20 protein-coding genes, 1 pseudogene and 1 riboswitch are annotated in these 23005 nt (G+C 64.4%); of the genes and pseudogenes, 10 read left to right on the top strand and 11 right to left on the bottom strand.

The window, feature by feature from the left end; genetic code table 11:
* Genes cobG through ACMHLQ_RS05990 form a run of 4 tightly spaced genes read right to left on the bottom strand, consistent with a single transcriptional unit; the run spans nucleotide 1 to nucleotide 5801 of the window.
* Nucleotides 1-1125: a precorrin-3B synthase gene (gene cobG / locus ACMHLQ_RS06005; protein ID WP_415403883.1), complete on the bottom strand. Its 1125-nt coding sequence runs from the start codon at nucleotides 1123-1125 to the stop codon at nucleotides 1-3.
* Nucleotides 1122-4355 (bottom strand): cobaltochelatase subunit CobN, encoded by a 3234-nt coding sequence (gene cobN / locus ACMHLQ_RS06000; RefSeq protein WP_415403882.1) that lies wholly within the window; start codon nucleotides 4353-4355, stop codon nucleotides 1122-1124. The genes cobG and cobN overlap by 4 nt, the downstream gene beginning before the upstream one ends.
* A 12-nt stretch (nucleotides 4356-4367) precedes the next feature.
* Nucleotides 4368-5423: a cobalamin biosynthesis protein CobW gene (gene cobW, locus ACMHLQ_RS05995; protein WP_415403881.1), complete on the bottom strand. Its 1056-nt coding sequence runs from the start codon at nucleotides 5421-5423 to the stop codon at nucleotides 4368-4370.
* 3 nt (nucleotides 5424-5426) lie between these two features.
* On the bottom strand, nucleotides 5427-5801 hold the full coding sequence (locus tag ACMHLQ_RS05990) for a DUF1636 family protein (protein WP_415403880.1): 375 nt from the start codon (nucleotides 5799-5801) through the stop codon (nucleotides 5427-5429).
* A 100-nt stretch (nucleotides 5802-5901) separates the two neighbouring features.
* A riboswitch (cobalamin riboswitch) is annotated at nucleotides 5902-6116 on the bottom strand.
* An 89-nt stretch (nucleotides 6117-6205) separates the two neighbouring features.
* On the opposite strand from ACMHLQ_RS05990, the gene cobO reads away from it, so the two are divergent.
* The 4 genes and pseudogenes from cobO to ACMHLQ_RS05970 all read left to right on the top strand — a co-directional run bounded on the left by cobO (nucleotide 6206) and on the right by ACMHLQ_RS05970 (nucleotide 9178).
* Complete coding sequence (gene cobO / locus ACMHLQ_RS05985) at nucleotides 6206-6817, top strand: cob(I)yrinic acid a,c-diamide adenosyltransferase (protein ID WP_415403879.1); 612 nt, start codon at nucleotides 6206-6208, stop codon at nucleotides 6815-6817.
* 45 nt (nucleotides 6818-6862) lie between these two features.
* Nucleotides 6863-7321 carry a metal-dependent hydrolase gene (locus tag ACMHLQ_RS05980; RefSeq protein WP_415403878.1) on the top strand — a complete coding sequence of 153 codons (459 nt, stop codon included), beginning with the start codon at nucleotides 6863-6865 and terminating at the stop codon, nucleotides 7319-7321.
* Nucleotides 7318-8763, top strand: coding sequence for a cobyric acid synthase (locus ACMHLQ_RS05975; RefSeq protein ID WP_415403877.1), 1446 nt, complete (start codon nucleotides 7318-7320; stop codon nucleotides 8761-8763). The genes ACMHLQ_RS05980 and ACMHLQ_RS05975 overlap by 4 nt, the downstream gene beginning before the upstream one ends.
* 23 nt (nucleotides 8764-8786) lie before the next feature.
* Nucleotides 8787-9178 (top strand): annotated as a pseudogene (locus tag ACMHLQ_RS05970) (5-carboxymethyl-2-hydroxymuconate isomerase).
* Between the two features lie 6 nt (nucleotides 9179-9184).
* Here ACMHLQ_RS05970 and ACMHLQ_RS05965 read toward each other — a convergent pair.
* From ACMHLQ_RS05965 to ACMHLQ_RS05940, 6 genes are all read right to left on the bottom strand, one after another.
* Entirely contained in the window at nucleotides 9185-9922 is a 738-nt protein-coding gene (locus ACMHLQ_RS05965; RefSeq protein WP_415403876.1) for a peptidase, read from the bottom strand.
* Nucleotides 9923-9963: 41 nt separating this feature from the next.
* Nucleotides 9964-10764, bottom strand: coding sequence for a transglutaminase family protein (locus ACMHLQ_RS05960; RefSeq protein WP_415403875.1), 801 nt, complete (start codon nucleotides 10762-10764; stop codon nucleotides 9964-9966).
* Nucleotides 10765-10773: 9 nt separating this feature from the next.
* Nucleotides 10774-11715 (bottom strand): alpha-E domain-containing protein, encoded by a 942-nt coding sequence (locus ACMHLQ_RS05955; protein ID WP_415403874.1) that lies wholly within the window; start codon nucleotides 11713-11715, stop codon nucleotides 10774-10776.
* Nucleotides 11716-11719: 4 nt separating this feature from the next.
* Nucleotides 11720-13147: a circularly permuted type 2 ATP-grasp protein gene (locus ACMHLQ_RS05950; protein ID WP_415403873.1), complete on the bottom strand. Its 1428-nt coding sequence runs from the start codon at nucleotides 13145-13147 to the stop codon at nucleotides 11720-11722.
* A gap of 95 nt (nucleotides 13148-13242) precedes the next feature.
* Nucleotides 13243-15504: a sulfatase-like hydrolase/transferase gene (locus ACMHLQ_RS05945; protein ID WP_415403872.1), complete on the bottom strand. Its 2262-nt coding sequence runs from the start codon at nucleotides 15502-15504 to the stop codon at nucleotides 13243-13245.
* Between the two features lies 1 nt (nucleotide 15505).
* Nucleotides 15506-15910, bottom strand: a complete 405-nt coding sequence (locus ACMHLQ_RS05940) for a MarR family winged helix-turn-helix transcriptional regulator (RefSeq protein WP_415403871.1) — start codon at nucleotides 15908-15910, stop codon at nucleotides 15506-15508.
* A 151-nt stretch (nucleotides 15911-16061) separates the two neighbouring features.
* Between ACMHLQ_RS05940 and ACMHLQ_RS05935 the strand changes: the two genes are divergently transcribed.
* The 6 genes from ACMHLQ_RS05935 (at nucleotide 16062) to ACMHLQ_RS05910 (ending at nucleotide 22161) form a co-directional block, all read left to right on the top strand.
* Nucleotides 16062-17276 carry a sulfatase-like hydrolase/transferase gene (locus ACMHLQ_RS05935; protein WP_415403870.1) on the top strand — a complete coding sequence of 405 codons (1215 nt, stop codon included), beginning with the start codon at nucleotides 16062-16064 and terminating at the stop codon, nucleotides 17274-17276.
* On the top strand, nucleotides 17213-17572 hold the full coding sequence (locus ACMHLQ_RS05930) for a sulfatase/phosphatase domain-containing protein (protein ID WP_415403869.1): 360 nt from the start codon (nucleotides 17213-17215) through the stop codon (nucleotides 17570-17572). The genes ACMHLQ_RS05935 and ACMHLQ_RS05930 overlap by 64 nt, the downstream gene beginning before the upstream one ends.
* A gap of 88 nt (nucleotides 17573-17660) precedes the next feature.
* Complete coding sequence (locus ACMHLQ_RS05925; RefSeq protein ID WP_415403868.1) at nucleotides 17661-18491, top strand: 3-keto-5-aminohexanoate cleavage protein; 831 nt, start codon at nucleotides 17661-17663, stop codon at nucleotides 18489-18491.
* Nucleotides 18492-18625: 134 nt separating this feature from the next.
* Nucleotides 18626-19861, top strand: a complete 1236-nt coding sequence (locus ACMHLQ_RS05920; protein WP_415403867.1) for an acyl-CoA dehydrogenase family protein — start codon at nucleotides 18626-18628, stop codon at nucleotides 19859-19861.
* A gap of 159 nt (nucleotides 19862-20020) precedes the next feature.
* Nucleotides 20021-21661: a hypothetical protein gene (locus ACMHLQ_RS05915; protein WP_415403866.1), complete on the top strand. Its 1641-nt coding sequence runs from the start codon at nucleotides 20021-20023 to the stop codon at nucleotides 21659-21661.
* On the top strand, nucleotides 21640-22161 hold the full coding sequence (locus ACMHLQ_RS05910) for a hypothetical protein (protein WP_415403865.1): 522 nt from the start codon (nucleotides 21640-21642) through the stop codon (nucleotides 22159-22161). The genes ACMHLQ_RS05915 and ACMHLQ_RS05910 overlap by 22 nt, the downstream gene beginning before the upstream one ends.
* On the opposite strand, the gene truA is transcribed toward ACMHLQ_RS05910, so the two are convergent.
* Nucleotides 22158-22931: a tRNA pseudouridine(38-40) synthase TruA gene (gene truA, locus ACMHLQ_RS05905; protein ID WP_415403864.1), complete on the bottom strand. Its 774-nt coding sequence runs from the start codon at nucleotides 22929-22931 to the stop codon at nucleotides 22158-22160. The two genes, ACMHLQ_RS05910 and truA, sit on opposite strands and share 4 nt — an antisense overlap.
* Nucleotides 22932-23005 lie beyond the last annotated feature (74 nt).

The raw sequence follows: 23005 nt of genomic DNA, 5'->3' as shown, positions 1-23005 counted from the left end.
TCAGGCCTTGATCGTCAAAAGGTCTTGGGCGGAGAGCCCGCGCTGGCGCGGCTGATCCCACGGATGGCCCTGTTCCACAAGGTCGAACGTGCCGTCGCGACCCACAAGCGTGGTGGCTGCAGCGCGCGGATGCGCGCAGCCTTTGGCGCATCCAGAGATGTGGAGCGTGCCGGGATATCTTGCCGCCAGATCGCGGGCGATTTGCCGGGTTTCGACGGTTGCCGACGCACAGGCAGGCGCGCCGGGGCAGGCGTGGACGCGCAAGAGCGGATCGTCCGCGTCGGTGACAAAGCCGTGCGCGTCGCAGGGCTGGGCATCTTCCAGCAGGAAGGTACGCCACGGGGTGACCCGCAAGGCCGTGGCTTGGCTGTCATGGACAAGCGCGGTCATCGCCTTGGCCTCGATGCTGCCGAAAGGCGCGCCGTAGATGTATCCACCAACTGTAGGCCCCGGTTTGATGCGATCCCCGGATGGGGCGGCGGGGCTGTCCTGCCACGTGGCGGGCAGGGGCGTGGTTTTGAGGTGCCTGGCCATACGCCCGGCGGCGGGGCCGTTCGTGGCGATGAACCAGTTGGCAAGGTCGATGAGGGCCTGTGGGGCGTCCTGTTCGGTGATGTCTTTGCCAGCGCGCACCCCGTCGGCGCGCAGTATCAATCCGCCCGTGTCGCTGCATTCAAAGCGGAAGTCGGCGGAAGTGTCGGTCAGGATCGGGCGTGGCCCGGTGTCGATGACGATGCCCATCTTGGCGGGCAGTGTGGGCACGTTTGGCAGGGCGGCGAGGATGACTGCGTGCAGCCGTGTGGTGAGGTCGCCTTCTTGCCAGATGGGGGTCGTGACGATGTTGCGCTTGGCCTCGGCGTCGGGCGTCTCATCGAGCAAGTCGAGGGTGTGCAGGGCGGCGAGCACGGCCTCGTGCTGGTCCTCTTTTATCCCGCGCAGTTGCAGATTGGCGCGGCTTGTGAGTTCGATGATCCCGTTGCCGTGGGTTTGCGAGATGTCACACAGGCCCAGCATCTGCGCGCGCGTCAGCCGCCCCAGCCGGGGCCGCACCCGCAAGATCTGGCCGTCGCCCGACATCATCGGGCGGTAGGCGCCGGGGCACCAGCCCTTGACCTGACCGGTCATTGCGCGGCCTCTAGGGCGGCACGGATCGAATTGCGCCGCGTTTGCCAAAGCCCGGCGGCATCCAGTGCCGCAAACTGGTCCAGCATCGCTTGATAGGCCCCGGGATTGGCATCCTGAAGGAAGGCGGCGACCTCCGGATCGCCCAATGTGGCCTCGTGATAGGTGTCAAACAGATGCGGGCCGACGACGCCTGCGAGATGCGCGAAGGCGGCCATGTGGTCGAGGGTCGCCGCAATCTCGGCCCCGCCCCGGAACCCGTGGCGCATCATGCCGGCCAGCCAGTCCGGCTGGGCGGCGCGGGCTTGCACGACGCGGGCGATTTCCTCGGGCAGCGACCGTGCGCGGGGACGGTCGGGCTGCGTGGCGTCGAGATGATAGAGCGCGGCACTGCCCCCCGTGATCGCCTGCGCAGCAGCAAAACCAGCCTCGTGCGCGGCATAGTCCGAGGCCAGCAGGATGTCGGTTTCTGGCAGGTCCTGAAGGTGCACAAAGCTGTCGGCTGCGGCCACACGGGCACGTATGCCATCCATGTCCTGTGTCGCCGTGGTGCCGTCGAGCGCATAGGCGCTGGCGCTGAGCCAGGCCTGACCGGCCGCCGCGCGGCTTTCGTCGGTCAGTGTTTCAAGGTCCGCACCCATGCCGACACCGAAACTGCCCGGTGCGGGGCCATAGACGCGCGCGGTTGCGGCGTGGCCTGCATAGGGGTTCCAGTCGGGGGCTTCGTCGCGGGCTGCGAGCGCGCGGACGGCTTGACCGAACAGGGCCGAGAGCGTCGGGAACACGTCGCGGAACAGGCCCGAGACGCGCAAGGTCACGTCGATGCGCGGGCGGTCGAGGTCGGTGATGGGTAGCACTTCGATGCCCGACACGCGTTCGGAGCCCTGATCCCAGACGGGTTTTACTCCCAGCAGGTGCAGGGCCATGGCGAATTCCTCGCCCGCTGTGCGCATGGTGGCCGAGCCCCAGAGGTCCACGATCAACCCACGCGGCCAGTCGCCGTGGTCTTGCAAGTGTCGGCGCACGAGTTCTTCGGCCAGCTTCACGCCTTGCGCATAGGCCGCGCGGGTGGGGACTGAGCGCGGATCGGTGGTGAACAAGTTGCGGCCCGTAGGCAGCACGTCGCGCCGCCCGCGATAGGGCGAGCCGGAGGGGCCGCCGGGGATGCGCTTGCCGTCCAGCGCGTCGATCAGCGCGGTGCGTTCGCTGTCGGCATCCTGCCCCCAGATGTGGAGGCCGTCGCCGAACTGGCTTTCCTTGATGTCGCAAACAAAGCGGTCGATGCGGGTGATCGCCTCGGCCGAGCAGGTCGCGGTGCCAAGGCCCAGATCGTCCTCGACCCCCAGCGCTTGCGCCTCGGCGCGGATATCGTCCTGCAAGCGGTCGCGGCGTTTGGGATCAAGCCCGTCGGCGTTGGAGAATTCATCGAGCAGGGTTTCGAGGCGCACAAGACGGTCAGGCGTGTCACTGGCCTTCATCGGTGGCGGCAGGTGGCCGAGGGTCACGGCCCCGATGCGCCGCTTGGCCTGCGCGGCCTCGCCCGGGTCGTTGACGATGAAAGGGTAGATGACAGGCATCGCACCCGTCAGGGCCTCGGGCCAGCAGTCTTCGGACAGGGCCACGGATTTGCCCGGCAGCCATTCCAGCGTGCCATGCGCGCCGATATGGATCAGCGCCTGTGTCTGGGTCCGGAGCCAGAGATAAAAGGCGACATAGGCGTGTTGCGGTGTGCGGCTGAGGTCGTGATAGTCGTCATCGCGGGCGGCAAAGTGGCCGCGTTCGGGTTGCAGGGCGATCAGGGTATTGCCACGTCGAATGGCGGGAAAGTGGAGGTCTGCGCGCGGGTCACCCCACGCGGCACTGAGGTCGTCGCGCAGCGATTGCGGCAGGGTTTCCAGCGCGTCCTGGTAGGCTTGGAGTGGCCAGGTGATCGTCTGGGTTGCAAGTGCGTCTTGCAGCGGGGCGGGGTCGGTCGTGACGCTATGGTCTGCGTGGGCGAGGTCGTCGAGGATGGCCTCGGCAGAGGCGATGGCATCCAGCCCGACGGCATGGGCCATGTTCCAATCCTTGCCCGGATAGGTGCTGAGCACGAGGGCGAGGGTGCGGTCCGGTGCCGGGGTATGGGCGAGGTCGACCCAGGCCTTCACCTTGTCCGCGACGGCGTTTGTGCGCGCCAGATCGGCGCTGCGGGCGTAGCGTGCGAATTGCAGGTTTTCATCGCGCGGCTGGGGTTCTTTGAACGAGGACACACCGGCAAACAGGCGGCCATCGACCTCGGGCAGCACCACGTGCATGGCGAGGTCGGCGGGCGACAGGCCGCGTTCGGCCTCAGCCCATGCGTCGCGGGTCGAGGTGGCCAGCGCGACTTGAAATACGGGCACATTGCCCGCATCCAGCGGCGATGTGCCTGTACTGCCCTTGCCGGAAAAGGCGGTGGCGTTGACGATGGCGGCGGGCGCGAGGTGCGCGATCTGGCGTGCCATCCAAAGGGCTGCATCCGGTGCCTTGAGCGACGGGGCAAAGAGGCCCAGAACGCGGAACCCACGCGCGCGCAGAGCGCCAAACAGCGCCTCGATGGGCGACAGGTCGGCGGCGGAGAGGTAGGCGCGGTAGAAGGTCACGATCACCAGCGGGGCGGTATCGGCACCCATGATCAGGGGGCAGCACACGCCGTCCTCTGGCGTCCAGGCGCCGACCGTTGGCAACGTCTTGGCCCCGCGCACCGGCCCTGCATAGAGGCCCGAGGCCAGTGCCATCTGCGCCAACGCGGCCTGGGCCGCAACAGTGCCGCCCGTGTCACAAAGATGTGCGAGGCGGCGCAGGGTCGAGACGGGCAGGGTCGACATCTCGTCCAGCCGGGTATCGACCCGCCCGTCCGCAGGCAAGACGGCCAGCGCGATGCCCTTTTCCTGCGCCAGCGCCAGCACCTGTTGCAACCCGTAGGACCAGTAAGGCACCCCCCCGATCAGGCGGATCAGGATGCCTTTGGCCCCCGCAAGGGTCTGTTCGACATAGGTATCGACCGAGAGCGGGTGTTTGAGCCCCACCAGATTGGCCAGACGCAGGGTAGGCAGTTTGCCAGCGGGCCCACCACCGCGATGCCACGCCGCTCCGAACGCGCCAAGGTCACTGTCCGAGAACGACAGCACCACCAGATCTGCGGGCGTCTGCCCCAGATCGGTCGGCGTCTCGGTCTCTTCGAGCCCGTGGCTTTCGCGGAAAACGACGTGCATCTGGCGTCCTGTCTACTCGGCGGCTGCCGGAGTTTGGATCAGCGCGTCGCGAATGGCTGTAGCATTCACGTCGTCATGTTCGGCAATCACGACCAAACGGCCCTGACGCGGCTCATTCGGACCCCAGGGGCGGTCGAATTGGTGCCGGACGCGTGCGCCGACGGCCTGCACCAGCAGGCGCATGGGTTTCCCGGTGACGGCAGCGTAGCCTTTGACGCGCAGGATGTTCTGGGCCTTGGCCATCGCCTCGATCCGGGCGACCAGCTCGGCGGGGTCGGCTACTTCGGGGATGTCGATGATGACGCTCTCGAAATCGTCATGCTCATGATCGTCGTGCCCGTCGTGATGCGACGGGCGGGCGTCCATATCATCCTCGGCAGCGGCCTCGAGGCCGAGCAGCACGCGGGGATCGACCACGCCTTCGGCGACTTCGACGACGGGCAGGGGGCGGGGGGCCTCGGCGGTGATAATTTCGCGCGCCTTGGCCACACCGTCGGGTCCTGCAAGGTCGGGTTTGGTCAGCAGGATGATGTCGGCGCAGCTGATCTGATCCTCGAACACTTCGGACAGTGGCGTTTCGTGGTCGAGGCTGTCATCGGCTTCGCGCTGCGCATCGACGGCGGCGACGTCGGGGGCGAACCGGCCTGCCGCAACCGCCTCGGCATCGGCCAGCGCGATCACGCCGTCCACGGTGATGCGGCTGCGGATGTCGGGCCAGTCGAAGGCCTTGAGCAGGGGTTTGGGCAAGGCAAGACCGGAAGTTTCGATCAGGATGTGCTCGGGCTGTGGGTCGAGGGCCATGAGCGCCTCGATTGTGGGGATGAAGTCGTCGGCCACGGTGCAGCAGATGCAGCCATTGGCCAGCTCCATGATATTTTCCGCCGGGCAGTCGGGGATGGCGCAGGATTTCAGGATCTCACCATCCACCCCCACATCGCCGAACTCGTTCACGACGATGGCCAGACGCTTGCCCTGGGGGTTCTGCATCAGGTGGCGGACAAGGGTGGTCTTGCCCGAGCCGAGAAAGCCGGTGATGACGGTTACGGGGACTTTGTTCAGGTTTGCCATATCTCAAAACTCCTGCGGGGGGATGCGGGCGATGCAGTTCTTGCGGAAATGTTCGGGGCGTTCGCGCCAGGGGACAAGGCCGTCGGGCGTGGCGGCATATTTGCCCACACCTTCGACGACCATGTCGGCGTCGCGGTCTTCCATGAGGTTGCCGTAGACGTAAGTCCAGCGCTGCCCGCCTCCGCGCACAGCGACCGAGCAGCCCGAGGAACAGTTGGACAGGCATTCGACGGCCCTGAGCGTCACGCCCTCGGGCATGACGCGCGCGGCCAGTTCGGCATGCAAGGCTTCGCCGGGGCGGATGCCGCCGTCGGGCACCTCCAACTCGCGTCGGCATTTGACGCATACTAGCAACTCGACCGGTGGCAGTTCGCGCATCCTCGTGTTCCATCTGTCTAGGAGCGGGGCAGGGATGGCGGGGCGGCCCGATGTGCAACGGGGGCCGCGTGTCCCGACACCCGGAACACCCCGTCCGGTTTCGTCACGTCTCGGTGCTGGCAGGTCTCCCGGCTTGCGGATGTCAGAGCCGATGCTCTGGCGGCTGCCCTACCTTCCCGGCCCTTGGGCCAGTGGTGCGGGGGCACCCTCTCCGGTCACGGTCGCGGGGGCGGCTGCGTTCGGACCCTTGCGGGCCCTCTGCATTCCCTTTTCACCCGAAGCGTTGCCCCGGGCACCAGCGCATTCCGTAGTGCGCCCGGCGCCCGACCGAGTCAAGCACGAACACCTCTGGCGCGCCGCTGATTTCCGTGGCACCAAAGTGGGCGACAACCCCGGAGGACCCCATGGACGACGTCACGACCCGCCACAACACCAAGATGAAAAAGATCAAGGCCGCCCGCGACAAGATGATGGAGACCAAGACCGAAGAGAAAGGTCTGATCATGGTCCATACCGGGCCAGGCAAGGGCAAATCTTCGTCCGGATTCGGCATGATCATGCGCTGCATCTCGCACGGGATGCCCTGTGCCGTGGTGCAGTTCATCAAGGGCAATTGGGACACGGGCGAAAAGACGTTCCTGCGGGACCGCTTTGCCGATGAGTGCCGGTTTTTCGTGTCGGGGGAGGGGTTTACCTGGGAAACGCAGGACCGCGAGCGCGACATTGCGGCGGCCGAGAACGGGTGGCGGATTGCGAAGGAACAGATTTTGGACCCGGACATCCAATTCGTCCTGCTGGACGAGATCAACATCGCGCTGCGCTATGACTACCTCGACATCGACGAGGTGGTGGATTTCCTGATGACCGAAAAACCCGCGATGACCCACGTGGTGCTGACGGGCCGCAACGCCAAACCCGAGTTGATCGAGGCGGCGGATCTGGTGACGGAAATGACGCTGATCAAACACCCGTTCAAGGATCTGGGCGTGAAGGCGCAGAAGGGTGTGGAGTTTTAGGGATGGCGCAGAACGCGCCCACCTTGCGGGACATGTGACATGATTGTGGGTCATCTGCCTGCCGGGTATCTCGCTGCTTGTTCCCTTGAACGCTCTTTTACCCGCGACACGGTGATTTGGTGGGCCATGCTTGCGGGCGCGGTGCTGCTGGACATCGACATGTTCTGGTTTGCACTCGTCGACCAGGGCACAGTGCATCATCACACTTATCCAACGCACAATCCTGCGCTGTGGGCGGTCACAGCGCTGTTTGGTCTGGCAGTCTCGTCGCGTCTGTTGACTGGTCTTGGTGCCGGTGCAGTTTTGCATGTGGCGCTCGACAGCATCGCGGGTGCTGTCACCTGGGGTTTTGCCGAGGTCTCATGGACAGGCCCCTTGGTTGAGGTGCCCGCGACGCAAAGCCACTGGATACTGTCCTTTCTGCTGCATTGGACTTTTGCAGTTGAACTTGTGATCTGCTGCATGGCCTTGGTTGTCTTCTGGCGTCGCAGGCGTCGCTCATGACCGCGCTGATGATCCAGGGCACCGGTTCGAATGTGGGGAAGTCCATGCTGGTTGCGGGACTGTGTCGGGCCGCCGTGAGGCGCGGTCTGTCTGTCGCCCCGTTCAAACCGCAGAACATGTCCAACAATGCCGCCGTGACGGCGGATGGGGGAGAGATCGGGCGGGCGCAGGCGTTGCAGGCCATGGCCTGCGGGCTGGATGCGCATACTGATATGAACCCTGTCCTGCTCAAGCCTGAAACCGATGTGGGCAGCCAGGTCGTGGTGCAGGGCAAGCGCCTGACCACCGTGAAGGCACGTGAATACGCAGCGCTAAAGCCGCGATTGATGGACGCTGTTCTCGACAGCTTCAACCGTTTGAAATCGCAGCACGATCTGGTGCTGGTCGAGGGCGCGGGCAGCCCGGCGGAGGTGAACCTGCGCCCCGGTGACATCGCCAATATGGGCTTTGCGCGCGCGGCTGACACGCCTGTCATTCTGGCCGGAGACATCGACCGCGGCGGGGTGATTGCGCAGATCGTGGGCACGCAGGCGGTGATTGAGGCCGAGGATGCGGCGATGATCGCGGGCTTTCTCATCAACCGCTTTCGTGGCGATCCGCGCCTGTTTGATGACGGGTACAAGATGATCGCGGATCGCACCGGCTGGCGCGGTTTTGGCGTTGTGCCGTGGTTCGCGGATGCGTGGAAATTGCCGGCCGAGGATACGCTGGACATCCGCACACCTCAACGCGCCGACGGGTTGCATATTGTCTGCCTCAAGCTGTCGCGCATCGCGAATTTCGACGACATGGACCCCCTTGCGCAAGAGCCGGGTGTGCGGCTGACCATGTTGCAGGCGGGCCAGCCTCTGCCCGCCGATGCGGATGTGGTGATCATCCCCGGCAGCAAGTCGACCTGCGGTGATCTGGAGTTTCTGAAGGCGCAGGGCTGGCACGAAGACCTGCGCGCCCATCACCGGCGTGGGGGGCATGTGCTGGGAATTTGTGGCGGATTTCAGATGCTTGGGCATGTCGTGGATGACCCGGATGGCATCGAAGGGGCGGCGGGTGCGACCGCCGGGATCGGACTGCTGGACGTCGAAACCACCATGACGGATGACAAGCGGCTGACGAGAGTGCGAGCCGTGCATGTGCCATCGGGGCAAGGCTTTGACGGCTACGAAATCCATATCGGGCGCAGCGTCGGGCCGGATCGGGCGCGCCCGTTTGCGCGGGTGAACGGGCAGGATGAGGGCGCCATCAGCGCAGATGGGCGCGTGGCGGGCAGCTATCTGCACGGGATGTTCCGCGATGACGGGTTCCGGCGGGCGTGGCTGTCGGGATTTGGCGTCGCGCCGGGCAATGCATCCTATGCCGACACGGTCGAGGCGACGCTGGATGCCCTGGCCGATCATCTGGAAACCCATCTGGACGTGGACGCGATTTTGGCTTGCGCGCGCTAGGCGCGTGCGGAACAGTCAGCCCCATGCCGCACATCATCCTTGAATACTCCGCCAACCTCGAAGAGCGCATCGACATGGCGGGCCTGTGCCACGCGCTGAAGGATGCCGCCGCCGCTACCGGCGTCTTCCCCCTGCTGGTATCCGCGTGCGCGCCTTTGCGGCCAACCATGTGGTGATCGCGGACGGTGATCCGGGACACGGGTTCATCGACATCACATTGCGCCTGGCCGCGGGGCGGACGCCCGAGGCGAAAACGCTTGCCACAGACGCCGTGTTCGACGCCGCGCAGGCCTACACCGCCGACCTGATGGCGAAAACGCCCTTCATGTTGTCATTGGAGTTGCGCGAGATAGACGCCGCATTCAGCCGCAAGGCCAGTTCGATCCGCGACTACCTGCCGCCCGAGATGCATTGAGGCGGGTCAGCCGCTGAATTTGAAATCGGGAAGCTGATCAAAGGCGAGGCTCAGCGCCTCACCCCACCCATTCGATACCGTCTGGAAATAGGGATCGTCCGCCTCGACCCGCGCGGCGTGCCCGATGGCAAGGCTGTCATTGGCGTAGGTGATGTAGTCGAGCGGCAGACCGACCGAGAGGTTGGATTTGATCGTGGAATCAAAGCTGACCATGAGCAGCTTGATCGCTTCTTCGAACGACATGTCGGGATGTTGGGCGCGCACCAGGATGGGCTTGCCGTATTTCGTCTCGCCAATCTGAAAGAACGGGCTGTCATCAGAGGCTTCGATGAAGTTCCCCTCGGGATAGATCAGGAACAGTCGTGGTTCGGACCCGGCAATCTGGCCACCCACGATCATGGTCGCACCAAAGGCGCCATCGGCCTCTTGCCCGGTTGTGGCATTGGCGCTGATCACCTCCTTGAGGGTGCGGCCCACCTCGCGCGCGATCTGGAACATCGACGGCGCTTCAAGGATCGAGGGTTTGCGATCTTCGGGGGCCTTTGTGCGTTCGTCCAGCAGGCTGACCACGGATTGCGTGGTCGCAAGGTTGCCCGCCGTCATGATCACGATGCTGCGCTCGCCCGGCACTTCCCAGCTGTGCATCTTTTTCACGGTAAAGATGTTGTCGACACCGGCGTTCGTGCGCGTGTCGGACATGAAAATCAGCCCCGCCTTGAGACGCATTCCAACGCAATAGGTCATGATCTTGTGGTTTCCTTGCCCGACTCACCCAAATTCTTGCGCTATTGTTGCTGAACCTGCAAGGACACGGACATCGCTTCGCCCGCTTTGCCGTAACGTAGCCCCGAAATCGGGGCCGCGCCCCGGTAGTCGAGGCCGGTTGCGACGCGGATATAGCGGGCATCGGGGGAATAGCCGTTGGACACGTCAAAGCCGACCCAGCCCAGATCGGGCACATGCGCCTCGGCCCAGGCGTGGCTCGCGTCCTGATCGACGCGATCATCCATCATCAGATAACCCGACACATAGCGCGCCGGATAGCCGAGCGCGCGGGCGGCGGTGATAAAGACATGGGCGTGATCCTGGCAGACCCCGTGGCCTGCGCTCAGCACATCCTCGGCCGTCAGGTCCGGGGCTGACTGGTCGGTGGAATAGGGCACCCGCGCAAGGATGTGGGCGGACAGGGCGTGCAGTTGATCCAATGTCGATTCCATCCGGGGCACCTCGGCAACCAGCTCTGCCATTTGTGCACCGGCATGCGTTAACAAAGTGCTGCGCTGGAACAGCCACAACGGAACAAACCCGCCCTGGGGGCCGACGACGCCCGCGCGGTCCTCGACATCGACGGTGCCGCGGCTGGTGATCTCGATCTCGGTCTGGCCGGGGGTAAAGCTGACAAGGTCCACGGAATTGGCGTGTTCGTCCTCGAACGACACTTCGACCTGGCCGCCGACAACGTCGATGGCCCAGTCCTCGACCAACTGGCCCAGCCGCGATTTGGGCCGCAGGCGGACCTGTTGCAGTCCGTAGGGCACAGGAGCGTTGTAGGTGTAATGGGTCTTGTGTTCGACTGTCAGGCGCATGGTCTGTCTTTACTCGCTGAACCTGTAGTCGATCTCGATCTGGCGACCCAGGGATGTGCTGTCGCGCAGGAAGTCGGTGATGAATTCATGCAGTCCATAATCGAAAATCGCGTTCATGTCATGGCTCTTGAACCGTCTGCACAGGTCATCGACAAGGTCATGGCAGCTGTGCCGGGTGTTGTATTCCATTTGCAGATAGCCGAGGTTTTCGCCGATCTTGCCATAGCAAAAGGCGAGGCTGCGGGGCAGGCGGCCATCGAGGATCAGAAAGCGCGCAATGGCACGCGGGTCGATATCGCCGTCGTGCAGGGTCTGGTAGGCGCGCGTGGTCGAGGTGGCCCGCAGGATCGTATCCCACTGCACGTTGTCCGATGGGCTGCCGACCAAGCGCACGGATGGCAGCAGGATGTAGTATTTCTGATCGAGAATGCGCGCGGTGTTGTCGGCCCGTTCAAAGAAGGTGCCGATGCGCCCGAAATTGTACATGTCATTGCGCACCATCGACCCGTGCCAGGCCCCGCGCACAAAGGCGCTGCGCTGCCGGATCACCTGCAGCACCCGTGGCAAATCGCGGTCGGCAATCGGTTTGGCCAGCAGCTTCTTGAGGACCATGTAACACTCGTTCACGGCCTCCCACACTTCGCGGGTCAGCGCGGTGCGCACCACGCGGGCATTCATGCGGGCGGCTTCGATCCCGGCCATGATGCTGCCGGGGTTGTTCGGATCGCGCAGCAGGAAATCAATGATCTTCGGCCCGTCCGGCGCGCCATGCGCAGCCTCATAGGCGCCCTTGAGCCCGGTTGAGGACAGGATCGAGGTCCACTCGCTTTCCGCCGCACTCGAGCGGGTAAGCGAGATGCGCAGGCCCGCGTCGATCATCCGTGCGGTGTTTTCGGCCCGTTCGAGATAGCGGAACATCCAGAACAGCCCGCCTGCGGTTTTGCCCAGCATCGTGTTACTCCTCCAGCACCCAGGTGTCCTTGGTGCCTCCGCCCTGTGACGAGTTCACGACCAGCGACCCTTCGGTCAGGGCGACGCGGGTCAGGCCACCAGGCGTGATCTCGATCCGATTGGGCGAGACGAGCACGAAGGGGCGCAGATCGACATGGCGCGGGGCAAGACCCGCCTCGGTCAGGATCGGCACGGTGGACAGGGCCAGCGTGGGCTGGGCGATGTAGTTGCCGGGGTTGTCGGTCAGCTTGGCGCGGAAGGCCTCGATCTCCTTTTTCGAGGCGGCAGGGCCAACCAGCATGCCGTAGCCGCCCGAGCCGTGGACCTCTTTGACCACCAGTTCAGCGAGGTTATCGAGGACGTATTTCAGCGCATCGGGTTCCGAACAGCGATGCGTGGGCACGTTCTGCAGGATCGCCTTTTCGCCGGTATAGAATTCGACGATGTCGGGCATGTAGCTGTAGATCGCCTTGTCATCGGCGATGCCGGTGCCGGGCGCATTGGCGATCGTGATCCCGCCTGCGCGGTACACATCCATGATGCCGGGCACGCCCAACATGCTGTCGGGGTTGAAGTTCAGCGGATCGAGGTATTCGTCATCCACCCGGCGATAGAGCACATCAATCGGTTTATACCCTTGAGTGGTGCGCATCGCGACGCGCCCGTCGATGACGCGCAGATCGTGGCCCTCGACCAGTTCCGCGCTCATCTGATCAGCGATGAAGGCGTGTTCGTAATAGGCCGAGTTGTGGATGCCGGGCGTCAGCACCGCCAGCGTTGGGCGGCCATTGCAGGCATCCGGCGCGCAGGCGGACAAAGAGCGGCGCAAACTGTTGGGATACTGGCTGACGGGCTGTACCTTGATCTTGGAAAACAGCTCGGGGAACATGTGCAGCATCGTCTCGCGGTTTTCGAGCATATAGCTGACGCCGGACGGGGTGCGGGCATTGTCCTCGAGCACGTAGAATTCGTTGTCGCCGGTGCGCACAAGGTCGGTGCCGACGATGTGGGTGTAGATGTCGCCGGGCGGGGACACCCCGATCATCTGCGGCAGGAACGCGTCGTTGCGGGCGATCATCTCGGCGGGCACACGACCGGCGCGCACGATTTCCTGCCGGTGATAGATGTCGTGCAAAAAGGCGTTCAGCGCGCGCACGCGCTGCTCGATCCCCTTGGCCACCTTGGCCCATTCGCGCGCGGCGATGATGCGGGGCACCAGATCGAAGGGGATCAGCCGTTCGGTAGCGTCCGGGTCGCCGTACACATTGAAGGTAACGCCGATCAGGCGAAACAGGGCCTCGGCCTCTTCGGACTTTTGCAGGAGGCGGGCGTTGTCTTCGCCATTGAACCACGCGCTGTAGTCTTCGTAAGGGGACCGGGGCGCTGTGCCGCGGCCATACATCTCGTCAAAAAACTTCGTGGTCTTGGCCATGCTTTCAGCCTGCACATTCTTGGCCCGCCCGCAACAGCCTTGCAAAACCGGCTGGGATATTGCGTCATTTATGCTTAACAAACAGGCAGTTGGTGTCAGATGTCAAACTGGTCGAGGTCTTCGGCGACACGCCAGTCCAGCGTCGTTTGCACGGATGCGGGATCAAATGCATCGTCCATGTGCCGCCGGAAATGGGTCAGAACCACGCGGGGAACGCCAGCGTCGGCCGCCATGTCCACGATCTGCTGCGGGCTGGGGGACAGGGCCACCATCTCCGGGCTGGCCGCATCCGTGTCGAGACGGTAGCACCAGTGCAGCAACAAGTCCGCGCCCGTCGCCATATTGGCAAGTGCTGCGCAAGGCCCCGCATCGCCCGAATAGACAAACTTGCGCCCTGCCGCCTCGACCGCGAAACCAAAGCAGTTGAGATAGGGCTGGGCATGGGGCACCTCGCAGGTGGTGATGCGCCAGCCGCCGTGATCCATGCGGTGATCCGCGCCGATTTCGGTCACCACGGGCTGGGGCCATTCCCGGGGCAGGCTGCCGCCGCGCGCGACCCACACTTCCTTGCTTTGCGGCACTTCGGTCCGGGCGATCAGGTCATGGGCAAAAACGCCGTTGAGGCCAAACAGCCGCGTGGTGATCTCGGCAATCGGGGCGGGGCCGAACACTTTGAGCGGCGGCGCCCCTTCGTCCCAGGCTGCGTGCACAAGGCGCGCATAGTCCATCATGTGATCGCTGTGCAGGTGGGTGAAGTAGAGATGGGTGACATCGCCGGGCCGCTTGCCTGCGCGCAGAAGGTTGTCAAAGACACCGCCCCCGCAATCAAACAGCACCGTATCGCCCCCGACCTCCAGCAGGTAACCGGACGAGGCGCGGCGCGCATAGGCTTCGGGCGAGCCTGAGCCTAGGATCGTCAGCCTCATGATGCAGGCGGGGGTCGCCCCCGGTGCGCCAAGGGAGAGGGCAGCCTCGCGTCCACCATGGCGCGCGATCAGTGCGGCCTGGTCGGCAAAGGCCTGGGCATTGGCGGCAGAGGTGTCGCACAGCGCTTCCATCTCGGCGCGCAGGGCGGTGCGGATGGCAAAGTATTGCGGGTCCGTGGCGAGGTTGGTCGTTTCCTCGGGATCGGTGTGCAGATCGAACATCTCGTCCTCGAACCCGACATAGCGGATCAGTTTGTAGCGCCCCTTGCGCAGCATGAACGCACCCGACACCGCGCCCGCCGCGTGGTACTGGCTCAGGATCGCGCGTTCGGGGTCGGGGTCGTGCAACAGATCGGGCAGCGGGGTGCCGGTGCCCGTCGCCTTGGCTCCGAAATGATCGGCAATGGTGGCGGAGACGTCCAGCAGATCGACCGGCGTGTCGCACACCCCCTGCGGCACATCGGGCCCTGCCATGATCAGTGGAACGGCCACGCTTTCCTCGTACATGTTCGATTTCCCCCACAGCCCGCGCGCGCCCACATTGTCGCCGTGATCGGAACTGTAGAGGACGGTAGTGTCATCGCTCAATCCCGCCACCTCGAGCGCGGCAAGGATTTGCCCGACATTTTGATCCAGCCATGAGCACAGGCCATAATAGGCCGCCATGGCTGCGCGCCGTTCTTGCGGGTCGCGAAACTTGGCCTCGCTGTCCATGAAAGCATTCTGTTTTTCGACCCACGGATGGCGGGTATAGCCTGCGGTCGGGTGCAGCTTGGGCTCGGGCAGGCTGTCATGCGGATAGAGGTCGTAGAACGGCTGCGGCACCACCAGCGGAAAGTGCGGCGCGACAAGGCCGACATAAAGGCACCAGGGGGCGGTACCGGCCTCGTGGGTCAGCCAGTCGCAGGTGCGGCGGGTGACGGCGGCGTCATAGTCGGTATAGGGGCTGTCACCGGGGCCGATGTGATCGCCCAGCATCCGGCCCGTCCCGATCTTGCGCGTGGCCTCGTCCCGGATACTGGCCCAGACCATCCCAACACCATCGGCCACCATCATGGGCATGTGTTCGACGTCAAAGCCCGCGGGGTCCTCGGGTGCGCGGTAGTGCAGCTTGCCGATGCTTTCACAGCGCACGCCCTTGGCTTGCAGCGCATGGCCCCAGCCGGGGATCGACCCGTCATAGGGCATCGCATTGTCCCACATGCGCGTTTCATGCACCGGCAGCCCGGTGGCAAAACTGGCCCGCGCAGGCACGCAGATCGGGCTGGGTGTATAGGCGTTGGCAAAGCGCGTGCCCCGCGCCGCCAAGGCATCGAGGTTCGGGGTCTGGACAAAGGAATGGCCAGCGCAGCCCATGGCGCGGGCCTGATGTTCGTCCGAGAGGATCACCAGCAGGTTCCGGCTGCGCGTCGCTGAACCGGGGGGCGCCATTTCAGAAATCCCGGCGCTGCGCCGCCTCTTCGAGCCGGTCCAGAACCTCGTAGAGCTTGTCGATCTCGTCATCCGCAAGGGTGGACATCAGATGGCGCTGGCGTTCCTGCATCAGTGGCAACACGCGCGTATAGACGGCACGGCCCTCATCGGTCAGGCTGAGAATGCTTTGGCGATGATCCGCCGCATCCACGCGGCTGTTGAGATACCCGCTTTTGACCAGCGACTTGACCGCACGGCTGACCTGGGCCTTGTCGATCTTGCCGTCACGCACCACCTGCGCCATCGTCCCTTCGCCCAGATCGGCAACCATGAACATCACGCGCCACTCGGTCTGGCCCACATCACAGTGGGCGCGCAGGATGTGCTGCGCCTGGCTGTTGATCTGCGCTTGCAACCGGGTCAAGCGGAACGTCAAAAATGCACGTAGGTTCAAAGGGTAATTTTCTGCCATCGCTCTATTCATGCTCTAGTGTGTCAATTTTGGTTGACGGGTCAACAAATTTTCGGTCTCTTTTCCGTATCCTTCAACCGTGCCAGAAAGGGGCTTAGGCGCAATGCGACCCAACATTCTCCTGATCTCTGCGGACCAACAAAGGGCGGATTGCATAGGGTTTAAAGGGCGCAAGGTAAAAACACCACATTTGGACGCATTGGCGGCAGCCGGAACACATTTTGACGCCTGTATAACGCCCTGCGTCGTGTGTCAGCCAGCGCGTGCGTCGATCCTGACAGGGCAATTGCCGCGCACACATGGCGTGCATGACAACGGAATCGATCTGGACCCGGCCATCGGCGCGCGTGGCTTTGCCGGCATGCTGGGGCAGGCGGGCTATGACACCGCCTATTTCGGCAAGGCGCACTTTTCGACCTATCACACGTTCGAGGCCACGGGTTCGCCCGAGTGCCTGAAATCCTCGGCCATCTACCCCGACGACTGGCACGGGCCCTACATGGGCTTTGATCATGTCGAGATGATGCTGGTCGGACACAACTGGTGGGCCCCGGAAAAACCGCCCGCGGGCCAGCACTATGAACGTTGGTACCACGCCGACGGGCAGGGCGATGAAAAGACGAGGCTGATGTGGGAAAATGGCGGCGACACCAAGGGGGCGGCGCAGACCTGGCATTCGCGCCTGCCGGTCGAGTGGCACAACACGACCTGGACGGCGGACCGCGCAATCGACTGGCTGGGGCAGGGGCATACGGATCCGTTTTGCGCCTGGGTCAGCTTTCCCGACCCCCACCACCCCTTTGACGCGCCCGAGCCTTGGTCGCGCCTGCATGACCCGGCCGAGGTCGATCTGCCCGACCACCGCACCCGCAATTTCGAAGGCAGGCCATGGTGGCACGAACAGGTGCTCACGGCAGAACCCGAAGGCGTGGGCGCGGACATCCGCAAAAGCTACAGCCGCATTCCACCCCAAAGCGATGAACAGCTGCGCGAGATCATCGCCAACACCTACGGACAGATTGCGCTGATCGATCATAATGTGGGCCGGATACTTGCAGCGCTCGAGGCCAATGGCCTCGCTGACAACACCATCGTCATCTACATCTCCGATCATGGCGATTGGCTGGGGGATCACGGGCTGATCCTGAAAGGGCCCATGCACTATGACGGCCTGCTGAAGGTACCGATGATCGTGCGCGGCCCGGGTGTGCCTGCGGGGGGCGGGTCGATGATCCGGTCTCGACCCTCGATCTGTTGCCGACATTTGCCGAGTTGGCGGGCGCAGCACCTCTGCAAACGGTGCACGGCGCGTCGCTGAAACCCTTGTGGGAAGGGCGGGGGCATCGCGACTTTGCCCTGAACGAGTGGGAATTGCTGCCGACCCGAACCGGGGTCGCGCTGTCCCTGCGCACTGTGCGCACGGCCACGCACAAGCTGACGGTCGATCTGCGCTCGGGCGCGGGTGAATTGTACGATCTTCGGGCCGACCCGCACGAATTGACCAACCTTTGGGATAGATCCGTTGCAAGCGGCGTTCAGGCCGAACTGATGGCCATGATCCACAGCCGCCCCGACGACATGCGGCCCATTCAGACCCAGGTCGGTATCGCCTGATCGCTCCACAGGGGCCGTGCGCAGATGCACTGGACCTTTGGAGCGCTTTGCGGAACGATATCTCATTGCCACCTGAAACGAGGCCCCCATGTCCGATCCCTGCATCATCTGCGTCGCCATCACAGGCTCGGTCCCGCGCAAGGCCGACAACCCGGCTGTGCCGATTTCTGTGAGCGAGCAGGTGGAAAGCACACATGCCGCGTTCGAGGCGGGGGCCGCTATCTGCCACGCCCATGTGCGCAATGATGACGAAAGCCCCAGTTCCGATCCCGGCAAGTTCGCGCGGCTGAAGGAGGGGTTGGAAACCCACTGCCCCGGCATGATCATCCAGTTCTCGACGGGCGGACGGTCGGGCGCGGGCAGGACACGCGGCGGGATGTTGCCGTTGAAACCCGATATGGCGTCCCTGTCTGTCGGCTCCAACAACTTTCCCACGCGGGTCTATGAGAACCCGCCGGACCTTGTGGACTGGCTGGCGGCAGAGATGGTGACCCACGGGGTCAAGCCCGAGATCGAGGCGTTCGACCTCAGCCACATCCTGCGGGCCGCCGAGATGCATGCCAAGGGCCAGATCGCGGACACGCCTTACATTCAATTTGTGATGGGGGTGAAGAATGCGATGCCTGCGGATCGGCATGTCTTTGATTTCTATGTGCAAACCGTGGCACGCCTGTTTCCCGGTGCACCGTGGTGCGCGGCGGGGATCGGCGCGAACCAGATCGTGCTGAACGACTGGGCTGTGGCGGCAGGCGGGCACGCACGCACGGGACTCGAAGACAATGTGCGTCTGGACAAGACCACGCTGGCCCCGTCGAACGCGGCCCTTGTGCGCAGGCTGGTTGATGTATGTGCGGAATACGAGCGGCCCGTGGCAACGCCGACGCAAGCGCGCGATATCCTCGGTCTGCGCGCGGCCTGACAGGGGCGCGATTTCCTGAAACAGGAAATCGGGACATTTTCTGTGTCAGAAAATGTCCCCGCGTCACGCGAGGGCGCGGTGGACACCCGCTGCACGATCCGCCACCCTGCCGCCAAACAGGGAGGATCACCATCATGGATATGTCTTTTACGCTGCGCCCCGAAAACCGCGAGTTGCTGGACCGTGTGTCTGCCATGATCCGGGATGAGATCATGCCCCTGGAAGATGAATATGCCGCCGAAGTCGCCAAGGGCGATCGCTGGCAATACACCGACCGCCAAACCGAAATACTCGAAAGCCTCAAAGCCAAGGCCAAGGCGGCGGGCCTGTGGAACTTCTGGCTCACCGACAGCGACAAGGGCTTTGGGCTGACCACCGTCGAGTATGCCCACTTTGCCGAAGAGATGGGGAAAACGCCGCTCGGGGCCGAGGTGTTCAACTGCTCTGCACCCGACACCGGCAACATGGAGGTGTTCGAGCGCTACGGCACCGAGCAGATGAAATCGGACTGGCTGGCGCCCCTGCTCGAGGGACAGATCCGCTCGGCTTACCTGATGACCGAGCCCGATGTGGCCTCGTCAGATGCCACCAATATCTCGATGTCCTGCGTGCGGGACGGCGATCACTATGTGCTGAATGGCGAGAAATACTGGGCCTCCGGCGCAGGGGATCCGCGCTGCAAAGTCTACATCGTGATGGTGAAGACCGGCGGCGATGACCTGCCCAAGCACAAGCGCCAGTCGATGATCGTTGTGCCCGCGGGGACAGAGGGCATCGAAGTGCTGCGCCCCATGCTGGTCTATGGCCATGACGACGCCCCGCACGGCCACATGCACATCCGGTTCACGGATGTGCGCGTGCCCGCCGAAAACCTGCTGCTGGGCGAGGGGCGGGGGTTCGAGATTTCCCAGGGCCGCCTTGGGCCGGGACGTATCCACCATTGCATGCGCGCCATCGGCCAGGCCGAGGCGGCGCTTGAGTTGATGTGCAAGCGTTCGCTGTCCAAGGAAGCATTCGGCAAGCCGCTGGCCCAATTGGGTGCGAATTACGACATCATCGCCGAGGCGCGGATGGATATCGAAATGGCGCGGCTTTTGTGTCTCAAGGCCGCGTGGATGATGGATCAGGGCGATGCGCGGGCCGCCGCCCCGTGGATCAGTCAGATCAAGGTGGTCGCGCCGCGTGTCTCGCTCAAGGTCATTGACGAGGCCGTGCAGATGCATGGAGGGCAGGGCATCAGCCAGGACACACCGCTGGCCAATGCGTGGACGCACCAGCGCACCCTGCGGCTGGCGGATGGGCCGGACGCCGTGCATCGCCGCCAGGTGGCCCGGGCGGAGCTCAAGAAGTACACCCAGCGCCCCATGTAGGCCGGGCGGAGACCGACACGGTCTCCGGCTGGTTTCTGACGCAGAAACCGGCGCGCAACTCACAGCGTCGCGCCAAAAAGAAAGCGCGGCGCTGTCCAACCGTTTTTCGCGTCGGAAAACGCTTGCATCGCGCATCCGATCCGCCCCTAATTGCGGCCCATGAAAGACCTCGCGCCCCAGACAGCGGCCTTGCGCCCGCCTCATGAGGTCATGCGCCTTGCGCGCATGGGCGCGATGATGCCCACCCGCCTCAGTTTTCTGCGCACTCTGATCCGCAGGCTGTGCACGGAAGGCGCGCAGATCACGCGCACGCATTGGCAGATGTCCGAGGCCGGGCATGGGCGTGCAGTCTACTCCATCCCCTTTGCGGGCCACACCTATTCCCTTGTCGCGATTTCCAATGACCTGCCCGATGACCAGCGCAGCGACCGGGTGATCGCCACGGCGTGGGACGCGGCCTTTGTGTTGTTTGACGGCGTGCCGGCCCAGGGTGACATCGACCGGATCGCCGAACAGGCCCCCAAACAGGAGGCAGGGCGGTTCGATCCGCGCGACCTCGTGCTCAGCCGTGCCAATAAGTCGGTGCGCATGTGGGAGGCGACTGTCGCGGCCCTGAAATCGGGCAACCAGCCCGACGCGCACATGATCCGCGACATCGGCTACCTGATGCGCACCACGGCCGTCTATGGCAACGGCAAGTTCGGGATTGCCGACCGCCATCTGATCGCGGATCGTCCGGGCATGAACGGCCCCTTTGCCGCCGAGATGCTGGCCGTCTACCTGATCCGCCATTTCACGCTGGACCTTGTGCAGCACGTGGGCGGTGCCCGCCTCGACCGCCGCCTGGCCCGCCATCTGGGCATCGGCAATGCGACCGGCCTGGGCATGGCCCCGTTTCTGGTGACGCATCCGGTGCTGTTGAACAATTGGGTCATTGCGCGCGAAACAGCGCTGTCGCGGGTGCGCGCAGTGGCCGAGATCAGCGATGCGCAGCGCGCCCGCCTTGGCGCCCTGGCGCAGCGGGCAGCGGCGCATCTGGCCGAATGGCATGTGCCCGCCCCCGATCACGATGCTACGCTGCGCCAGTTGGAACAGGACTGGGTGCGCTTTGCCAAACACCTCGACGACATGCATGGCACCGACCCCATCGAAACCCTGTGGCAGGCCGCCCAGACCGAAAGCCTTGCGTTGCAGGAACTGCTCGCCGCCCTGCTGATCGAAGCCTTTCCCGAACAGGTCGACGGCTTGACCGACTGCATGGGCGATCCCTTTGGCCCACTGGTCGCACCCTTCAGCGGCACCGATGCGCTGCGCGCCGCCATCGCACAGGATTGGGATTGGGCGCTGGCGCAGGACTACGGCGATCCCGATCACTGCCGCCGGTTCTGGTATGTGAGCGAGGCCAAGCTGGAACCGCGCCTTGGCGACCGCTTTGCCGAACCGGGGGCCGAGCTGGAAACCCCGCTTGATATCGCCCGCAGGGTCGCAGCGCTGCATGCCGACCTGCCGGACACGGGCCAGTCTGTTGCCGCGTTCCTGGCGGCCTATCCCGAACACGCCCATGCTGCCAATCGTGTCGCGATCCTCGCCCGCTACCCCTATTCGGAAATCCGCGACAACCTCATTGCTGCGACGTGTCGCCCCATTGATATGCTGCGCTGCAAGCTCAGCTTCTTTGGTGCGACCAAGTTCGATCCAAAGTCGGACCTGTGGACCCGGATCACTCTGGCCCAGGGTGCCCCTTTGGCGGACGATCTGTCGCGTGATGCGGATGATTGGTGGCTGCCGGTGTTGGGATGATGGACTGGTCGTGGACGGAACTACAGGCGCTCAGCGTCAAGGCGGCGACAGGGGCCGGTGTGCCCCCGGCGCAGGCGCTCGCCTTTGGTGCGATGCTGGCCCGTCACCTTGCCGATGGCGGCGGCGAGGGGCCGATTGCAAACGCGCTCGATGCGCCGCACACGATCCTCAGACTTGCGCACCGGGTCGAAGAGATGGTGGAAACAGCGTCGATCAACCAACGCAGCGTGTCGGTGCGGGAACCCGACAGCGGCCACCGCGCCCTGCTGGTCAGCTGGCTCAGCGGCTTGCCCTGTCAGGCAGACATCACCGTGTCAGGGCACGAGATTACGGCGCAGCTTACCCTTGCTGCGCCCAGCAGCCGCTCACGCCCCACGCGGATCGAAGTCAGCGGCGCACTGGCCACGCAACTGAAAGGTCTGGCCGCCCGCACCTATGTGCCCGACAGTGCAACGTCGCGCGCCAGTGGTGCCGGGGCCGGACTGATGGAGCTTGACTAGCCCCCCGCGAACGGGTCGTCCGGGTATCCGACACCTGCCAGATACAGCCCGGTCGGCGGGCTGACAGGGCCACAGGCCGCACGATCCCGCGCCGCAAGCGCTGCCGCAACATCCCCCGGTTGCCAGGATCCCGCCCCGACACGTTCGAGCGATCCGACAAAGCTGCGCACCTGGTTGTGCAGGAATGACCGCGCACGCACGTCGAACTGTACTTCGGGGCCGTAAGGTCCATCGACGCGGGTCACATCCAGAACATCCAGCGTTTTGACCGGGCTGTCCGCCTGACAAATGGTCGAGCGAAAGGTGGTAAAGTCATGCTTTCCGATCAGATGCGCCGCACCGGCCTGCATGGCGGCAACGTCGAGGTTTTGGTTCACCCGCCACACCAACCCCTTGAGATGGGTCGCAGGGGCACGCCGCATCAAAATGCGGAACAGATAGCGCCGCTCGCGCGCCGAAAACCGGGCGTGCCAGTCACCCGCCACGCGGGCGCAGGCCAGAATGGCGACCGGGTTGGGGCGCAGATGATAGTTCAGCGCTTCGGACAGGCGGAAGGGGTCCCAGTCACGCTCCATATCGCAATGGGCGACCTGGGCCAGCGCGTGCACGCCCGCATCGGTGCGCCCGGCGGCGGCGATCTTGTGGACACGGGGCTCCAGCTTGGCCAGGGCCGCCTCGATCACGCCCTGTACCGACACCTGCGCGGTCTGGCGTTGCCAACCAACGAAGGGGCCCCCGTGATACTCGATTTTCAGTGCATAGCGCGGCATGCGGCCGCTCCTAGCGCCAAAGCGCAGCCGGGGCAACGCTCAGGGTGCCGCGCAACGGGTCTCTTCTCTGTTCC

It is taken from the genome of Tateyamaria algicola (assembly GCF_047715485.1).
GTDB lineage: Bacteria > Pseudomonadota > Alphaproteobacteria > Rhodobacterales > Rhodobacteraceae > Tateyamaria.
Note: the sequence above shows the minus strand (reverse complement) of the source record. Positions and strands in the feature narration are given on the sequence as shown.

What these genes read in the sequence shown, in the direction of transcription:
- cobG (WP_415403883.1), bottom strand. Translation starts at nt 1,125, where the DNA reads ATGACCGGTCAGGTCAAGGGCTGGTGCCCCGGCGCCTACCGCCCGATG.
- cobN (WP_415403882.1), bottom strand. Translation starts at nt 4,355, where the DNA reads ATGCACGTCGTTTTCCGCGAAAGCCACGGGCTCGAAGAGACCGAGACG.
- cobW (WP_415403881.1), bottom strand. Translation starts at nt 5,423, where the DNA reads ATGGCAAACCTGAACAAAGTCCCCGTAACCGTCATCACCGGCTTTCTC.
- ACMHLQ_RS05990 (WP_415403880.1), bottom strand. Translation starts at nt 5,801, where the DNA reads ATGCGCGAACTGCCACCGGTCGAGTTGCTAGTATGCGTCAAATGCCGA.
- cobO (WP_415403879.1), top strand. Translation starts at nt 6,206, where the DNA reads ATGGACGACGTCACGACCCGCCACAACACCAAGATGAAAAAGATCAAG.
- ACMHLQ_RS05975 (WP_415403877.1), top strand. Translation starts at nt 7,318, where the DNA reads ATGACCGCGCTGATGATCCAGGGCACCGGTTCGAATGTGGGGAAGTCC.
- ACMHLQ_RS05965 (WP_415403876.1), bottom strand. Translation starts at nt 9,922, where the DNA reads ATGACCTATTGCGTTGGAATGCGTCTCAAGGCGGGGCTGATTTTCATG.
- ACMHLQ_RS05960 (WP_415403875.1), bottom strand. Translation starts at nt 10,764, where the DNA reads ATGCGCCTGACAGTCGAACACAAGACCCATTACACCTACAACGCTCCT.
- ACMHLQ_RS05955 (WP_415403874.1), bottom strand. Translation starts at nt 11,715, where the DNA reads ATGCTGGGCAAAACCGCAGGCGGGCTGTTCTGGATGTTCCGCTATCTC.
- ACMHLQ_RS05950 (WP_415403873.1), bottom strand. Translation starts at nt 13,147, where the DNA reads ATGGCCAAGACCACGAAGTTTTTTGACGAGATGTATGGCCGCGGCACA.
- ACMHLQ_RS05945 (WP_415403872.1), bottom strand. Translation starts at nt 15,504, where the DNA reads ATGGCGCCCCCCGGTTCAGCGACGCGCAGCCGGAACCTGCTGGTGATC.
- ACMHLQ_RS05935 (WP_415403870.1), top strand. Translation starts at nt 16,062, where the DNA reads ATGCGACCCAACATTCTCCTGATCTCTGCGGACCAACAAAGGGCGGAT.
- ACMHLQ_RS05925 (WP_415403868.1), top strand. Translation starts at nt 17,661, where the DNA reads ATGTCCGATCCCTGCATCATCTGCGTCGCCATCACAGGCTCGGTCCCG.
- ACMHLQ_RS05920 (WP_415403867.1), top strand. Translation starts at nt 18,626, where the DNA reads ATGGATATGTCTTTTACGCTGCGCCCCGAAAACCGCGAGTTGCTGGAC.
- ACMHLQ_RS05915 (WP_415403866.1), top strand. Translation starts at nt 20,021, where the DNA reads ATGAAAGACCTCGCGCCCCAGACAGCGGCCTTGCGCCCGCCTCATGAG.
- truA (WP_415403864.1), bottom strand. Translation starts at nt 22,931, where the DNA reads ATGCCGCGCTATGCACTGAAAATCGAGTATCACGGGGGCCCCTTCGTT.